Genomic DNA, 15,842 nt, shown 5'->3' with positions numbered 1-15,842 from the left:
AAGCTGGAAGAGGCCGCGGCGGCGGGAAGGACCGGATGGACGCGGAGCCGGACGGCCTGGATCAAGAAGGAGCTGTTTCGCAACAAATATGTCTATCTCATGCTGGTGCCGGTAATCGCTTATTATGCCGTCTTTGCTTACGGACCGATGTATGGACTGCTCATGGCGTTCCAAAAGTCCTACAGTCCCGTGAGGGGGATTCTGGACGGGCAGTGGATCGGCTTCGACAACTTCAAGATGTTCTTCAACAGCTACTACTTCGAGCGTCTGATCAAGAACACGCTCCTGCTCAGCCTCTACAGCATCGCCATCGGCTTTCCCGCGCCGATCGTGCTGGCGCTGCTGCTGAACGAGGTGCGCAAGAAATGGTTCAAGAGCGCCGTCCAGACGTTCAGCTACATGCCGCACTTCATCTCGGTCGTCGTCGTGGTCGGCATGCTCAAGACGTTCTCCTCGCTGGACGGCGGCCTGTTCAACGTCATCCGCGGCCTGTTCGACCTGCAGCCGGTCATGTTCCTGGCCGAGAAGGATTTCTTCCGGCCGCTCTACATCCTGTCCAACATCTGGCAGGGCGCGGGCTGGGCCTCGATCATCTTCCTGGCCGCGCTCAGCGGCATCGACCCGCAGCTGTACGAGGCGTCCAGGATCGACGGCGCGGGCCGCTGGCGGCAGCTGCTCCATGTGACGCTGCCCGGCATCCTGCCGACGATCGTCGTCATGCTCATCCTCCGGCTGGGCGCGGTCATGAACGCCGACTTCCAGAAGATCCTGCTCATGCAGACGGCGCCGACCTACGAGACGTCCGACGTCATATCCACCTTCGTCTACCGATCCGGCATCCTGGAGGGCAACTATACGTACTCCACCGCCATCGGGCTGTTCAACGGACTCATCAACTTCGGCTTGCTCCTGCTGGCCAACGCGATCAGCCGCAAGGTGAACTCGACCAGCCTGTGGTAGCGGCGAAAGAAAGGAGGACCCATGAGAAGGTCTCTCGGCGAAAAAACATTCGATGCCGTCAATACGGTTCTGCTGCTTGGCGTCATCGCCATCTCCTTTTATCCGATGCTGTACGTGCTCAATTCCTCGATCAGCGATCCGGAGCGGATGCTGCGGTCGCGCTCGTTCATGCTGACGCCCGAAGGCTTCCAGCTGGACGCTTACGCGTATGTGCTTAAAAACCCCAAGATCCTTCAGGGCTATCTGAACACGCTGTTCTACGTCTCCGCCGGCACGCTGGTCAACCTGATCATGACCTCGCTCGCCGCCTACACGCTGTCGCGGCCCGATCTGCTCGGTCGCAAGACGATGATGAAGCTCATCACGTTCACGATGTTTTTCGGCGGAGGCATGATTCCTTCGTTCCTGCTCGTGCAGAATCTCGGACTCGTCGACACCCGCTGGGCGATCATCATCCCGGGCGCGATCAGCACGTTCTATTTCCTCATCATGAAAACGAGCTTCGAGGGCTTGCCGATCAGCCTGATCGAATCGGCGAAGCTCGACGGAGCGAACGATCTGCTCATCCTCGCCCGCATCGTGCTGCCGCTGTCCAAGCCGATCCTGGCCGTCATGACGCTTTATTACGCGGTCGACCATTGGAACGACTTTGTCGGTCCGATGCTGTACCTGCGGAGCCAGGAGCTGTACCCGATCCAGATCGTCATGCGCGACATCCTGATCAGCAGCAGCACGGAGGCGATGGGCGCCGGCATCGATACCGGCTTCGCGCTCGGAGAGAACATCAAGTACGCGACGATCATCGTCTCGACGCTGCCGATCATGCTGCTCTATCCGTTCATCCAGCGATTTTTCGTCCAGGGCGCCCTGATCGGCGCCGTCAAGCAATAACCCATCTATGGAGGCGAATCCAATGGTAAAAAAATCAGGGGCCATCCTGCTCTCCGCTGTCATGCTGGCCGCGCTGGCCGCATGCTCCGGCAACGCCGACAGCCCTTCCGCAACTCCCGGAGCGGAAACGAACGCCGGGCAGCCGTCCGCCGCGCCGCAGCCGCTCAGCGAGATCCCGCTGCCGATCGTGAAGGAGCCGCTCGAAATCAAGTATTGGCGGGCGAATGACGCCAAGCTGACCGCTTCTCTGGAAAACTTCGGCCAGATGGCGGGCTACAAGAAAAAAGAAGAGCTGACCGGCATCAAGGCGACGTTCACCCACCCGCCTCTCGGCCAGCAGAAGGATCAGTTCAACCTGCTGATCTCGACGAATGAGCTGCCCGACATCATCTACTACAACTGGGCGGATGCGGTCGGCGGACCGGAGAAGATGATCGAGGACGGGCGCATCATCCGGCTGAATGAGCTCATCGACCAGTACGCGCCGAACCTCAAGAAGATCATCGAGTCCGATCCGGATGTGAAGAAGCAGATTACGCTCGACGACGGCACGATCTACATGTTCCCTCTCCTCAAGCTGGACGCGGTGAAGCTGAACGCGACCTCGGGCCTGATCATGAGGAAGGACTGGCTCGACAAGCTCGGCCTGCAGCCCCCGACGACGATCGACGAATGGCATGCCGTCCTCAAGGCGTTCAAGGAAAAGGACCCGAACGGCAACGGAAAGCCCGACGAGCTGCCGTTCACGGGCAACTGGGGACCGGGCAACCTGACGAAGCTGCATGACTTCACGACCGCTTTCGGCCTCATCGGCGGGTTCCAGATGCTGGACGGCAAGGTCGCCTACGGGCCGATCCAGCCGCAGTACCGCGACTTCCTCGAGACGATGTCCGTCTGGTACAAGGAAGGGCTCGTCGATCCGGAAATCATGACCAATGACGGCAAGGCGTTCGACTACAAGGTGACGAACAACCTGGCGGGCTCTTATGCCGGCGGCGTGTTCAGCGGCATGGGCAAGTATTTCAACCTGATGCGCAAGGACAACCCGGACTTCAACCTGACCGGCGTGCTGGGACCGGTAGCTCCGGACGGAAAAGTCTACGCCGCGTTCAATCTCGAGAACAAAGTGCTGTCCTACGGGGAAGCGATCACCTCCAGCGCGGCCAAAGAAAAGCTGCCGTACCTCGTCCAGTGGATGGACTTCAACTACAGCCCGATCGGCCATGAGCTGTTCAACTACGGCATTGAAGGGGAGAGCTACGTCAAGGAAGGCGACGGCATCAAGTTCACGGAGACGGTCACGAACAATCCAAGCGGCCTCACCTACGACCAGGCGCTCGCCTCCTACGCGCTCTCGATCATGGATGGTCCGATCAATCAGGATCCGAAGTATCTGGACGCCTTGCTGTTCGATGACGGTCAGCGCGAGGCGAACAAACAGTGGATGAAGGCGAGCTCCGAGCTGACGCTGCCTCCGCTGCGCTTGACGACGGACGAGGCGAGTCAAGTCAGCTCCATCATGAGCCAGGTCAACACGTATCTGAACGAGACGATGACGGCAATCATCAGCGGGCAGAAGCCGATCTCCGAATTCGACAAGATGGTGGAAACGATCAAGGGCATGGGCATCGACGAGGCGGTCCGCCTCCATCAGGTCGCTCTGGACCGCTATAACGCCAAATAAATCGATAGCATGAAGAGACCGCCGCGGGACCCCCGAGTCCGGCGGAGTCTCTTTTTTGCGTAAAGGAGAACCTTCCATGTGGATGTTCAGCCGGCTCAATATCCTCCAAAGAACATTCCTGCTCATTCTGATCGCGGCGGTGCTCATTCTGGCTACGGCGTTCGGCTCCCTGCAATACGCCTACTCCATCTACGACAAGCAGCTCTACGACAAATCGCATCGTCTGCTGAACCTGTCATCGACGGTGATCGACCGGGAGCTGCAGAAGCTGGAGGCGCTCAGCCTCGGCATCCTGTCGGACAGCCAGGTGCAGGCCGGACTGAAGCAGCTGTGGGAAGGAAGCTCTGACTACGCGGGCTACCAGATCCGCAAGCAGCTGACGGAACGGCTGTTCAAGCAGATCAGCTCGTCCGAGCGCTACGTGCAGTCCGTCCAGGTCATCGACGCGACGGGAAAGGTAAGCCGGTACGGAGCCTCGCCTTCGTTCACGGAAGCCAAGTACGCTTCCGTGATCGAGGCGTCCGAGGAAGGCAGGGGAGGCGTCCGCTGGTTCTATCCCGATGAAGGCGACTCGACGCTGATGCTGGTGAGGCAAATCCGCGCCTATGAGCCGATGACGCTGAAGCGGATCGGCGTCCTCATCCTGCGCGTGAACATGGAGCGGCTGATCGAGGATTATGCGGGCTTCGCCTCGACCGACAGCGACATTATCGTGCAGACGGGCGGTCGGGTGCTGTTCCCCTATCAGGGCGAAGGCGCTGCGGCATCGCCGCATGCGCTTGCGGACGATGGCTACCGGATCGTGAAGAAAGGAGGGGAGACCGTTTTTCTTTCCTATAAAAAATCGGCCTACATGGGGTGGACCTATATCAATTCCGTGCCGTACGAGGGAATCTTCCAGAAGATCATTCATCTGAAGAATACGCTGCTCGCGGTGTTCGCGCTGCTGCTCGTCCTGCTGCTCGTCATCGGCAGAGGCTTCGCCAAAAGCCTGACCCGTCCGATCCGGTCGCTGATCAGCCAGATGAAGGAGGTGCAGCTCGGCCAGCTCGAGCAGATCGATGTCGCGGCCTCTGCGCCTCCATCGCAGCAGCTGGACGAGATCGGCCAGCTGCATCGCACGTTCCGTCTGATGATCGCCCGCATCAACACGCTGATCCGAGAAAACTACGCGAACCAGATCCTGCTCAAGGAAACGGAGTTCAAAGCTCTCCAGGCGCAGATCAATCCCCACTTCCTCTACAATGCGCTCGACTCCATCCACTGGCTCGCGCAAAAAAACGCCCAGCCGCAAATTTCGAGCATGGTGCTCTCGCTCGGCTATCTGCTGCGGGCGTCGATCAGCAACAAGAAAAAGGTCATCACGCTCGAGGAAGAGCTCGCCACGGTCCGGCACTACGCGACGATCCAGAAGCATCGCTTCCGGGATCGCTTCGATTTTGCCGTCGATATTCCGGAACGGGTCATGAAAGTGAGGCTCCCGAAGCTGACGCTGCAGCCGCTGATCGAAAACGCGATCCTGTATGCCCTGGAGCCGTTCGTCGAGCCGTGCCGCATCCGGGTCTATCTGGACCGAGAGCGTCCGGACGGGCTGGAGATCGTCGTCGAGGACAGCGGGCCTGGCATCGACCCGGAGCGATTGCAGAAAATCTGGGCCGGAGAAGTGGAGACGAGAGGGACGGGAATCGGCCTGCTCAACATCAAGGACAGATTGAGGCTCGCCTTCGGCGATGCCGGCGGCATTGAAGTCGAAAGCGTCCGCAGCGGCGGCACCCGAGTGCGCGTCCGCTTGCCTTTGCCGGAGGAGGATCCGTCATGAAGAGACCGTTCAAAGCCATTGCTGCCGTTATGGTCCTGCTGCTGGCGGCGGCCGGCATCCGTTGGGGCGCATCGCAGCCATCGGAGCCTCCGACCGTCGCGCCGGAGCCGCTGACGCTGCGGATCGCCTGGTGGGGAGGCGACTACCGCAATGAAGCGACGATCAAGGTGATCCACCGCTACGAGCGGCTGAACCCGCACATCAAGATCGAATATGACTACAGCGCCTTCAATGAATATTGGAAAAAGCTCGCGCCGCTCGCAGCCGGCAACGTCTTGCCGGACATCGTGCAAATGGATGTCTCGTACTTGTATGAATACATGAGCCACGGCTTGCTGGCGGATCTGCAGCCGTTCGTGGAGCGCGGCCTGATCGACAGCAGCGACATTCCGGACGCTCTGCTCGCGGGCGGACGCGGCGCGGAAGGCGGCCTGTATGGCTTCAGCCTGGGCACGAACGCCTTGTTCGCCGCCTATGATCCTGCCGTGCTGCTCTCGCTTGGGCTGGAGCGGCCGACTGCGGATTGGACCTGGGACAGCTTTGCCGGGATGGGGCAGGCCATTCAGGGAAAAGGCGTCTATTTGAGCCTTGATCTGACGCCGGAGCAGTTTTTCGCCTATTACCTGCGCCAGCACGGCCGATCGTTGTATTCCAGCGACGGCAAGAGCCTCGGCTATGAGGACGACCGCTTGTTCGTCGGCTTTTTTGCCCGCCTGCAGAAGCTGGCGAAGGCCAAGCTGATGACCTTGCCGAACATCTGGAACCATGAAGCGATGAAGGAGAACAATCCTTTTGTCGAAGGAAAAGCGCTGTTCTACTGGGGGTATTCCAATCAGTTCATGGCGCTGGACGAGGACAGCAAAAGCGAATTGGCGATCGCTCCCATGCCAGGCCCGGACTCCAGCAAAGGCTTGTTCCTCAAGCCGGGCATGTTTTTCTCCATCGCCGAAAGCTCGACGCACAAGGCGGAGGCGGCCCGCTTCATCGATTTTTTCATCCATGATCTGGAGTCGAACCTGATCCTGAACGGAGAACGAGGGGTGCCGGTATCGGCGGCCGTAAAAGAAGGGATGCTGCCTCATATCAATCCGGCGCTGGCGAAGGTATTCGCCTATGTGGATTGGGTCCAGGCCAACAGCTCGCCGATGGATCCGCCGGATCCGCCGGGCGCCGCGGAGGTGACGGCGGCGCTGCGCGAGCTGAACGATCAGCTGCTCTTTCAGCGGATCGAGCCTGCGGCGGCGGCATCGGAGTTCCGGCGCAGGGCCGAACGGATTTTAGGGGCGCGGTAGCGGCTTTTGGCTGGCCTTTGCAGAAGAAGGAGTCTTGCTCCGGAACCATGCCATGAATTCAAGGACGATGTCGACCAGGGCATAGACGAGGAGAACGTTCACGAGCAGGCCGTTCAGGCGGGGCCAGACCGACACCAGCGTATCGTAGCCGTCGCCGCTCGACGGCAAGGGGCTCGCAGCGGCCAGGTCCGCTATGAACGTCGGGTTCCAGAGGGCGTCGTCGGCCAGCATGAGGCAGGCCAGCGTCGTGATCAGGACCGTCATCGCGATATGGAAAGCGAGCAGCCGGCCCGATCTTCGCTGCGCGATCAGCCGCACGCTGTCCTTGAGGATGGCGAGCGCGGCCAGCCCGCACAGCAGCGGGGCATAATGGAGGAGCACGTCGCGATCAAAAAAAGGAACACTGGCGGCGCTGCCGTCATGGATTCTCCACACGCCGATCAGATCGGGCGAGAAGAGGGCGAGCATGATGGCGGCGACGGCAAAAAAGATGCCGAAGATCGGTCCGCTTTTCTTGACCTTCTGGCCGGCCTCGGGAATCGGCGGCAGCTCGGAAGGCTTCCATGCCTTCTTCATGCGCCCGCTTCCGGCCGTTTTGGCCCGCTGGCTGCGCTCGACGCAGACGAAGATCAGAGTGACCCACAGAAATCCTTGGGCGACGCTCGAGACGAGCGAGGCAAGGAAGCTCAGGGCGCTGTCCAGCATCCCCGCGTCCGTCCGGAACGAATCGATCGCGAGGGCGGCGGCAAGGCTGAATACGATCGCGGCCGTCACGATCTTGAGCGTCGTCCAGTACGCGTCGATCAGCGCCGGCCCGATCAAATAACGCTCGTAGCCGCGGTATTTCGCGGCCAGCTCGCTCGGATGGCCGAGCTCCTGCAGCACGCTTTCCGCGTCTTCGACGGTCGGGGGGCTCTCCGGACTGCGCTCCTCCAGCATGTCTTCGATCAAGCTCTGCAGTTCCCGCTTGATATCCTCTCTCTGCGCCTCAGGCAGGCGCGCCGTCACCGCATGAATATAGCGATCAACGAGTTCCATCCCGATCTCCTCCTTCAGGTTCGTTCATTAGGCCTTCCATGCTGGCGACCAGCTTGCGCCACTCCTGCTGCAGCTCCGCGAAGATTTGCTTGCCGAGCTCGCTGAGCAGGTAGTATTTGCGCGGGCGGGACTCGTTCGTATCCCAGCGGCTCTCGAGCAGCTCCTGCTTCTCGAGCCTGCGCAGCAGCGGGTACAAGGTGCCCGGCTCGACGGCGATTCCCTTTTCCTCCAACAACGACACCAGCGAATAGCCATACTGCGGCTCGGCCAGCTGGCTGAGCACGCCCATGACGATCGTGCCTCGGCGCAGCTCGCTGAGCAGGCCTGCCAGCGTCTCCTTCACATCCGTCATATGCATCAGCTCCTGGAAATCATTATAGTGTATGGCGCACACTATTGTAAATGGGACGCTAATAAATAAGATACAATGATCGCTGGAGCTTAGGAGTTGCGTCGCGGGCGAAGAGGGCGGCAAGCCGTACTCGATCGTCATGGAGGTGCCGCTGCCGGACCGGCAGCGGTAGGGAGAAGCGGCGGCGTCTGGATGTGGAAGAACGGATAGGCAGGGAAGGCATGGAGGAGGCATGGGGAAGGACATCCGCGAGGATGTCCTTTTCGGGTTGAAGTCCTGACTAGCTCGATGAGCCGGGTACGTTCTTCGGCTGCTTATGCGGCAGCTTCTGGACGGCTGCTTGGAAGAAGGGTAAGGTGAAGCTGACTCCATTATTCGTTGCAGAGAGGGCGTTGCTTGAATTGAAAAAATGGTGGATCTTCTTGCTGATCGTTTCTTTCCTGGCAAATGGTTATCTGATCTCCAAGAGCTCGAAGGAATCCAATGAAATGCTCCAGGCGGCAAGAGAGAACTCCGTTCAGTCGTTGACGATTGATCAGCAACCGTTTCACTCCCTTAACAGCTTCATTTTACTCGACTTCCGGTACTGCATACATTCTGCCGAGTCGTGCTGAAGAGAGTACTAACACAATTCATATTTTCCAATGATCTCCAGTGCGCGCTATCCTAAATCCGTGAAACCGCGGATTCAGGGTTAGATTTATAGTGACAAATTTTTGGTACTGTGGGAAAATAGTCGTGGTAACAGGGTCTCTAGCTTTGTACTCATTAATTTGAGTGGACTCTTCGGGGTAAACCTAGTTAAAAGGCGTCAAAAAGCTTATGTCTTTGCCTCATCCTGACCTGTTTACAGGTGACATCCTTTATCCTCTAGAGACACTGTTACTAATACATTAAGCAGGTGACCTTTTATGAGCATTTCCGAACTATTTTCTCGAAAGTTTCAACTTGAACATTTGAGAAATGTTTATAATTCGAAAATTTCCCATAAAGCGAACCTTGGACTTGATAGAATGAATCGAAATGCATTTGAAAAAAATTTAGATGATCATTTAAATCTCATTAATTATAAAATATATAACCGCACATATAAATTCACTTATTTTAAGGAAAAGCTTCTTTCTAAGGGAAAGGGAAAGCTACCGAGAGTAATTTCTATTCCAACAATTCGGGATAAAATTACACTTAGCGTGCTAAATGAATTGCTTACTGAGGTTTACAAGAATGAAATTGAAGGAAAATTAACGCATACCATTATAGATGAAATAAAAAATGCAGTGAATTCAGGTGAATATAATTACTTCATTAAAATAGATATTAAGAATTTTTACGATAACATTAACCATCAGATAATCCTTAGGAAAATCAAAAAGAAGATTAAGGATAAAAGTATCTTATCTCTAGTCGAAAAAGCCTTGACAAACCCTACAGTTTCGGAAGGCAAAAGAAATGCAGAACCGGAAGTACCTTCAGTCGGGGTTCCACAAGGTGTTTCAATCTCGAATATCTTAGCTAACATTTATTTATTAGAAGTTGACAAGCGAATCAGTAATTTCAAAGGTGTTAAGTATTTTCGCTACGTGGATGATATTTTAATCCTTTGTACAACTAGCAATAAGAAGAGAACGTTAAAGTCCATTGAAAACGAGTTATGTAATAAACTAAAACTCGCTATAAATAGTAAGAAGGACGAGGGCTTACTTACAGTAGGTTTTGATTATCTTGGTTATGCTTATAAAAAATTAAATGAATATAAGTATGGTTTTAGCGTTAAATCAAACAATCTTTTAAAGTTAGAAACATCAATAATTGAAATTTTTTCGGAATATAAAAGAACAAAAAGCAGCGAACAGTTTTTGTGGGATGTAAACAATCGAATTACCGGTTTTGTTCTTGAGGATAGTAAGTATGGATGGTTGTTTTTTTACTCTCAGATTGACAACGTCGCGATATTGTACCATTTAGATTGGTTTGTAAATAAAATGTGTATTGTGTACAAAGTTAATCCAGCTTTACAGAAACAGATAAAAAGATTCGTCAAAGCGTTCTTTGAAATTATTATGAGAAGAGGCAAATCGGCATACATACCAAATTCAAAACAGTTTCCTCTGGACGAGAAAAAAAGAATCCTTCAAACAATTTACAACATTAACAAATCAGAGCTTGATAAGATTTCTGATGAAGAAGTCGACATATTATTCAAAAGAAAAGTGTATATTTCTGTAAAAGAACTTGAGAAAGATGTGCAAAATATTTCGTAGATTGGATGGAAATAATGGATGATATTTTAGCTCAGATAAAGTACTTTGCTGAGGAACGCATTTGGAAAACAAAGAAAACCAGAATGGAAGCTGAGGCTAGATTAAAATTCAATCACATGATATCAAATATATTAATCAATTATTACACTTTTGCTGTATTAGCATTCTCAATTTGGGCGTTGTTCTTAAACCCAAACAGTGAAACGGTTAGGTATGTTACGCTTATGACACTTATAACTTCAGTTGGTTTATTTGGAGTTACTCTACTTATCTCAACTTTAGGTTATAGAGAAAGGTCGGTTCAGTTTAAAGACTCATATATTAAACTAGATATTTTAGAGAGCGAATTCAAACAATTAATTCGAACAGCATACAAGTTACAAAAAGAAGAAGTTATTGATCAGTTTCATAAACTCGAGAAGAAATATTTTGATGTATTAACTTTGTCAGATAATCATGATCAAATTGATGTTGAAAAAATGACTATTGATAGAAAGTTGCCTGGATTTGAAAATTTGACTGATAGTTATAGAAGGAAAAAATGGTTTAAGAGATTTGTGATCACCTTGCTGTTTGTTTTTCCGCTAGTCCTCGTTTTTATAGTGACAAGAATTCAATAATAGGGTAGAAGGTTGTTAGTAGCCGATTGCACGCTTGCTCGATGCCTCTATCCTCGTTTCTTTCCCACACCGCTGCTTCTTTCAAGAATTCATCCCTAGCCCGCATGTCCTTAGAGACATCTCATTAAGAACAATTCGCAAGCCTATGTGGGTTGGGTTTGACGTTTAACACTCAGCACTAACAGTGACACTCCACATGGATGTACGGTAGAGCATAAATTCAGATATATAAAATGAAAGGCCACCTTCACTTTGGTATTGAAGGTGGCCTTTCAAGCCGATTTATTGCTGATTGGCATCTTTTTAAGTTCACCTCGTAAAAAACAGGACACCGGATTATCCCGACAAGACGTACAGCTCCGAACTCTCCCTATGATTGGAAAGATTTTATAAAAGCTCTTGAAACAATCCTCCTATCGGAGAAGGAGCAAAAGGTATCCAACCGCTGATGCAATCCAAGGCACTCTTGGCTCCATCCGCCTTCCCGATCGACTCCTCAAAGGAGAGGCGAACGCTCGAAAAAGCGCTCCGGGTCCGCCAGGAAGCGGGAAAACTCCGGCAGCCGGGAAGCCTCGTCCGCGTCGAGCAGCTCCAGGAGCAAGTCGCGGTACTCGCGGGCCTCCTCGATCTTGCCCATCGCGATCAGCAGGGCGATCATGCGGGCATGGGCCGTCTCCTCGAGCGGCAGCAGCAGCGTCCACTTCTGCAGCAGGCTCTGCGCCGCTTCGTAGCGCTTCGCGGCGAAGCAGGCGCCCGCGGCCGACTCCAGCAGCTCGGCATAGCCGAGCTCCAGCTCCGCCTGGCGCGGAGCGGCCCAAGCGTACCCGCTGCCGTGCAGGAATCCTTCTCCGTACGCCTGGATGGCCTGCATCGCCGGTCCGAGCGCCTGCGTCTGCCGATAGTCCGCGAGCAGCCGGCCATAAGCGACGACGTCATCGTCGACCGGCCCCGGCCAGCACAGCCGGTAGCAGCCGCCGGCCGTCTTCGACGACTCGAGCAGCCCGTGCAAGCCGCAAGCCTCCAAATCCTTGCGCAGCTGATACACGGTCGAATACAGCGTGGCCTGCGACCGCTCCGCATCCTTTTCTCGCCAAAGCGCTTCGAGGATCTGCGCCTTGCCGACGGGCTTGCCGCCGAACTGATGCAGATAAGCGAGCAGCTCGCGGCTTTTGGAATTGCGGAAAGCCACGGCGCGGCCTTGCTCCGTCACGACGGAAAAAGGCCCGAAGCTGCTGACCGCCAGCCTCGGCTGCGAATCGGCCGATGGCGCCTCCGCCGCCGCCGCCTCCAGCCGCTCGCGGGGGAGGCGCTTCGCGGCGCGGCGGACGGTGCGCGCCAGATCGTCCGCCGTGAACGGCTTGAGCAAGTAGTCGATCGCCTCCACCTCGAACGCCTCCCGGGCGTATTCCTCATACGCGGTCAAAAAGGCGATCTGGATGTCCGGCCGCTCCGTCCGAAGCGTCCTGGCCAGCTCCAATCCGTCGCAGCCCGGCATCTCGATGTCCAGCAGGACGAGCTCGACGGGCTCCGGGCTCGTCCGCATATGCTCCAGAAACCGTTTGGCGCTGTCGAACAAGCCGCTGATCTGCACGCCGTCCATTTCTTCCAGCAGCTTGCCCGCCCGGCGCAGCGCCGGCTGCTCGTCGTCGACCGCGATGATCCTCATCATGCCGATTGTCCCCTTTCGTGGTCGATATGGCGCGGGATGGCGATCGTCACGACCGTCCCGCCGATGCCGCTGTCGATGCAAAGTCCTTCTCCGTAGGCCCGCAGCAGGCGCTGGTGGATGTTGCGCAGGCCGACGCCGCTCTCGCCCTCGGCCTCCGTGGCGAGCAGCGCCTGCAGCGAAATGTCCATGCCCGCGCCGTCGTCCGCGACGGCGATGACCGTACGGGACTCCTCGCCGCGAACCGTGATCGTGACCGTGCCTCCTTCTTCCTTCCGAATGACGCCGTGCCGGACCGCGTTCTCGACGAGCGGCTGCAGCGACGTCGGCGGGAGCAGCCCGTCGACGCCTTCCTCGATCTCGTAGCGGACGCGCAGGCGGGAGCCGAACCGGGCCTGCTCGATCTGCAGGTAAGCCTCCGCCAGCTCGAGCTCCTTGCGGAGCGGCACCAGCTTCTGCTTGTTGTTGAAGTCGAAGCTCCCCCGCAAGTAGCGGCTGAGGTGAAGCAGCAGATCATGCGTCGTCCTCGGCTCGTCCAGCGACAGGGAGATGATCGTGTTCAGCGTATTGTAGAGGAAATGGGGCTTGATCTGCGCCTGCAGGAACGCGCTCTCCGAACGGACCGCCTCCTCCGCGGAGCGTCTCATCTCCAGCAGCGTGTGCGCCCGCGCCCGCAGCTCGTAAGGGTGGAACGGCTTCGCGAGAAAGTCGTTCGCGCCTGCGGCGAAGCCGTAGACAAGCTCCTCCGGCTCGCTGCGGACCGTCGTGAGCAGGATGGGCAGCTCGGCCAGCGTGTACGTCTCGCGGATGCACAGGCAGGTCTCGTAGCCCGACAGGCCTGGCATCATGACGTCGAGCACGACGAGGCCGAACGGCTCCTCGGCGTTCCGCAGCAGCTCGAGCGCTTCCTCGCCGCCGGTCGCGACGACGATGCCGTAGGGCTCGTCCAGAAAGACCGACTGCAGCACCTGGAGGTTGACGGGATCGTCGTCGACCGCCAGGATCGTCGGCCAGCCCTTGGCGGCCCGCTGCGGCTCGCGGATGACGCCGCGCTCGGAGCCGGCGGAGCGGCTCCGGGCAGCGGGGAATCCGTCCCGGGCCGAGCCGGCCGCAGGACGGGAGCGATCGCCCGGGACGGCGCCATGCGGCCGCGCCGCCGCGCCGCTTGCCGGCGCCGCCGGAAGCGTCACCGTAAATACCGAGCCCTCGTTCACTTTGGAGGTCACCGTGACGACGCCTCCGTGCAGCTCCACGAGCCTGCGCGTAATGCTGAGCCCGAGGCCCGCGCCGCCGTATTCCTTGGCGACGGCGGTGCCGTGCTGCTCGAACGAAAGGAAGATCCGCTCCTGCGCTTCTTCCGGTATCCCGATGCCGGTATCCGCGACCGTGAGCCGCAGCATCCCGCCTTCCGCGCGGGCGGAGACGACGACCTCGCCCTCCGGCGTGAACTTGATGGCGTTGCCGATCAGATTGTAGGCGATCTGCAGCAGGCGGCTCTCGTCGGCGAGCGCGTCCGGCAGGGAATCCGGCCACTCCATCCGCAGCGAGACCGGCTTGCCGCCGATGTAGTGGCGGAATACTTCCTCCTGCGAGGACAGCGCCGCCCGCAGGTCGACCGGCTTCAGCTGAAGCGCGATGCCGTTGTTCTTGAGCAGCGACAGGTCGAGGATGTCGTTGATCAGATTGGACATGCGCCGCGAGACCGCGACGATCGTCTCGAGCTGCTCCCGCTGCGCGGCGGCGAGCGGGCCGAGCTTGCCGTCCGCCATCGACTGCGACAGGTTCAGGATGCCGTGCAGCGGCGTTTTCAGCTCATGCGACGTATTGGCCAGAAACTCGTCCTTCAGGCGGCCGACGGCGATCAGCTCGTCCTTCATCGTGCCGATCGTGCGGTAGGCGCTCGTAAAGCGCCGCGCCAGCTCGAGCGCTTCGATGAAGACGAGCAGCACGAAGCCGTACGGTACGAGCTGCACGTCGATTCCGAGCATCCAGCCGGCGCTGTACAGAATATCGTGGACGGCGGCGGCGACGAACGCCAGCCAGCCGGCCAGCTGCAGCAGCGCCCCTTCGCGGCCGCGCCAGCAGGCCAGCGCGAAGCCGTAGAGAAAATAGAGCAGCGCGATCAGCGAAAGCAGCTTGTACGCGCCGAGCCAGGCGGTGAAGCTTTCGACGGGCAGCAGCAGGACAGAGCCAATGAAGACGAAGCCGGCCAGGACAAGCGCGTTGATCGCGAGGCGGTTGAATTCCCGGGGGTACAGGCTGCGGACGAACAGCGCCGCCGCGGTCACGCCGCCGTAGTAGGTCAAGTATTCCAGCACGATGATGAGCCGGATGTCCGCCTCGGGGTAGACCTGCACGAGATGGATGCCGCCGACGACCCACTGGCGGACGCCGCCGAGCAGGCAGCAGATGCCGAAGTACAGGGTGGAGCGGTCGCTGCGCCGAAGCAGATAAACGGCGATCTGGTACAGGCCGAGCAAGGCGCAGCCGCCAAAAACGGCCATGTCCGCGAAGGAGCTGCGCTCGCTGCGCGCCAGCATGTCCCGTTCCGCGCCGAGCGTCAGGCTGTACCAGACGCCGCCTTCCGGATACAGGTCATTGGAGATCTGGAGATACAGGTCGAACGAAGGCGACTCGGGCGTGAAATAAGCGGTCTGAGGCCGGTAGGCGGAGACGGGCTCCGTCCCGTCCGGACCGAACGAGCCGGCGGAGGCGATCTCGCGGCCGTCGACGAGGATCCGGTAGGCCGGGGCGATCGCCGGAACCTGCAGCCCGAGCGGCTCGGTCGCGTCTGCGGTCCGCACCTGCAGCCGGTAGGTGGCGATGCCTTTGCCCGGCATGCCGTAGCGGGTCCACACTCCGGGCACATGCGCGAGAGACTCGCCCCCTGCGGCGCTTCGGTCCGGCTCGGCGCCTGTCAGCAGGCGTCCTTCGTACAGCGTCCAGTCGCCGTTCAGCCGGAGCGGCCCGTTCCGGGCGAGCTCGCCTTCCCGGAGCTGGAGGACGCCTTCCTGCGCTTTCGGCCTGGCGTCGGGCGAGGGAAAGCCCGTCAGAGCGAGCAGGAGGGGGGCGAGCAGGGCGAAGCCGAGCGCGAGGGCGAGGAGCCCCGCCGGCTTCGGTTTGCGTTTTCGTAGGTTGGGCATCGGTTGTCGCGCCTTTCGCGTTCCGGCATTCGCGGAAATGATCAGCCCTATCATACCGCATCCGCCGATCGTTGGGGATGGAGGAAAGAAGCCCCCGCTCCGAGGCCGATGCGCGC

Annotated in this window: 11 protein-coding genes; 7 read left to right on the top strand and 4 right to left on the bottom strand. The window is 57.6% G+C overall.

The features are described 5' to 3' along the window. Window positions 1-99: 99 nt before the first annotated feature. From NYE40_RS15905 to NYE40_RS15885, 5 genes are all read left to right on the top strand, one after another. Window positions 100-960 (top strand): ABC transporter permease subunit, encoded by an 861-nt coding sequence (locus NYE40_RS15905; protein WP_101808229.1) that lies wholly within the window; start codon window positions 100-102, stop codon window positions 958-960. 21 nt (window positions 961-981) lie between these two features. Continuing rightward, window positions 982-1,851 (top strand): carbohydrate ABC transporter permease, encoded by an 870-nt coding sequence (locus NYE40_RS15900; protein ID WP_101807849.1) that lies wholly within the window; start codon window positions 982-984, stop codon window positions 1,849-1,851. Between the two features lie 22 nt (window positions 1,852-1,873). Next, a complete protein-coding gene (locus NYE40_RS15895) occupies window positions 1,874-3,535 on the top strand; it encodes an extracellular solute-binding protein (RefSeq protein ID WP_339278661.1) in 1,662 nt (553 codons plus the stop codon). Window positions 3,536-3,611: 76 nt separating this feature from the next. Then, the gene (locus NYE40_RS15890) at window positions 3,612-5,354 is read left to right on the top strand and encodes a sensor histidine kinase (protein ID WP_339278660.1); all 1,743 of its coding nucleotides are present in this window, start codon (window positions 3,612-3,614) and stop codon (window positions 5,352-5,354) included. Further along, window positions 5,351-6,646 (top strand): extracellular solute-binding protein, encoded by a 1,296-nt coding sequence (locus NYE40_RS15885; protein WP_339278659.1) that lies wholly within the window; start codon window positions 5,351-5,353, stop codon window positions 6,644-6,646. Before NYE40_RS15890 ends, NYE40_RS15885 begins: the two co-directional genes overlap by 4 nt. Here the strand turns inward: NYE40_RS15885 and NYE40_RS15880 are convergent. Then, window positions 6,632-7,684, bottom strand: coding sequence for a hypothetical protein (locus tag NYE40_RS15880; protein ID WP_339278658.1), 1,053 nt, complete (start codon window positions 7,682-7,684; stop codon window positions 6,632-6,634). The two genes, NYE40_RS15885 and NYE40_RS15880, sit on opposite strands and share 15 nt — an antisense overlap. After that, window positions 7,671-8,036, bottom strand: coding sequence for a PadR family transcriptional regulator (locus NYE40_RS15875; protein WP_339278657.1), 366 nt, complete (start codon window positions 8,034-8,036; stop codon window positions 7,671-7,673). The genes NYE40_RS15880 and NYE40_RS15875 overlap by 14 nt, the downstream gene beginning before the upstream one ends. Before the next feature lie 911 nt (window positions 8,037-8,947). Here NYE40_RS15875 and NYE40_RS15870 point away from each other — a divergent pair. Both NYE40_RS15870 and NYE40_RS15865 read left to right on the top strand, forming a co-directional pair. Then, window positions 8,948-10,297, top strand: coding sequence for a reverse transcriptase/maturase family protein (locus NYE40_RS15870; protein WP_339278656.1), 1,350 nt, complete (start codon window positions 8,948-8,950; stop codon window positions 10,295-10,297). Between the two features lie 14 nt (window positions 10,298-10,311). Beyond that, on the top strand, window positions 10,312-10,917 hold the full coding sequence (locus tag NYE40_RS15865; RefSeq protein WP_339278655.1) for an SLATT domain-containing protein: 606 nt from the start codon (window positions 10,312-10,314) through the stop codon (window positions 10,915-10,917). A 496-nt stretch (window positions 10,918-11,413) separates the two neighbouring features. Here the strand turns inward: NYE40_RS15865 and NYE40_RS15860 are convergent, their stop codons facing one another. Together NYE40_RS15860 and NYE40_RS15855 are read right to left on the bottom strand one after the other, a co-directional pair. Then, on the bottom strand, window positions 11,414-12,586 hold the full coding sequence (locus NYE40_RS15860) for a response regulator (protein ID WP_339278654.1): 1,173 nt from the start codon (window positions 12,584-12,586) through the stop codon (window positions 11,414-11,416). Further along, window positions 12,583-15,726 carry an ATP-binding protein gene (locus tag NYE40_RS15855; protein ID WP_339278653.1) on the bottom strand — a complete coding sequence of 1,048 codons (3,144 nt, stop codon included), beginning with the start codon at window positions 15,724-15,726 and terminating at the stop codon, window positions 12,583-12,585. Before NYE40_RS15855 ends, NYE40_RS15860 begins: the two co-directional genes overlap by 4 nt. Between the last annotated feature and the right edge of the window lie 116 nt (window positions 15,727-15,842).

It is taken from the genome of Paenibacillus sp. FSL W8-1187 (genome assembly GCF_037965485.1).
Lineage (GTDB): Bacteria > Bacillota > Bacilli > Paenibacillales > Paenibacillaceae > Paenibacillus_O > Paenibacillus_O pasadenensis.
This window is presented reverse-complemented; position numbering and strand designations above follow the sequence as displayed.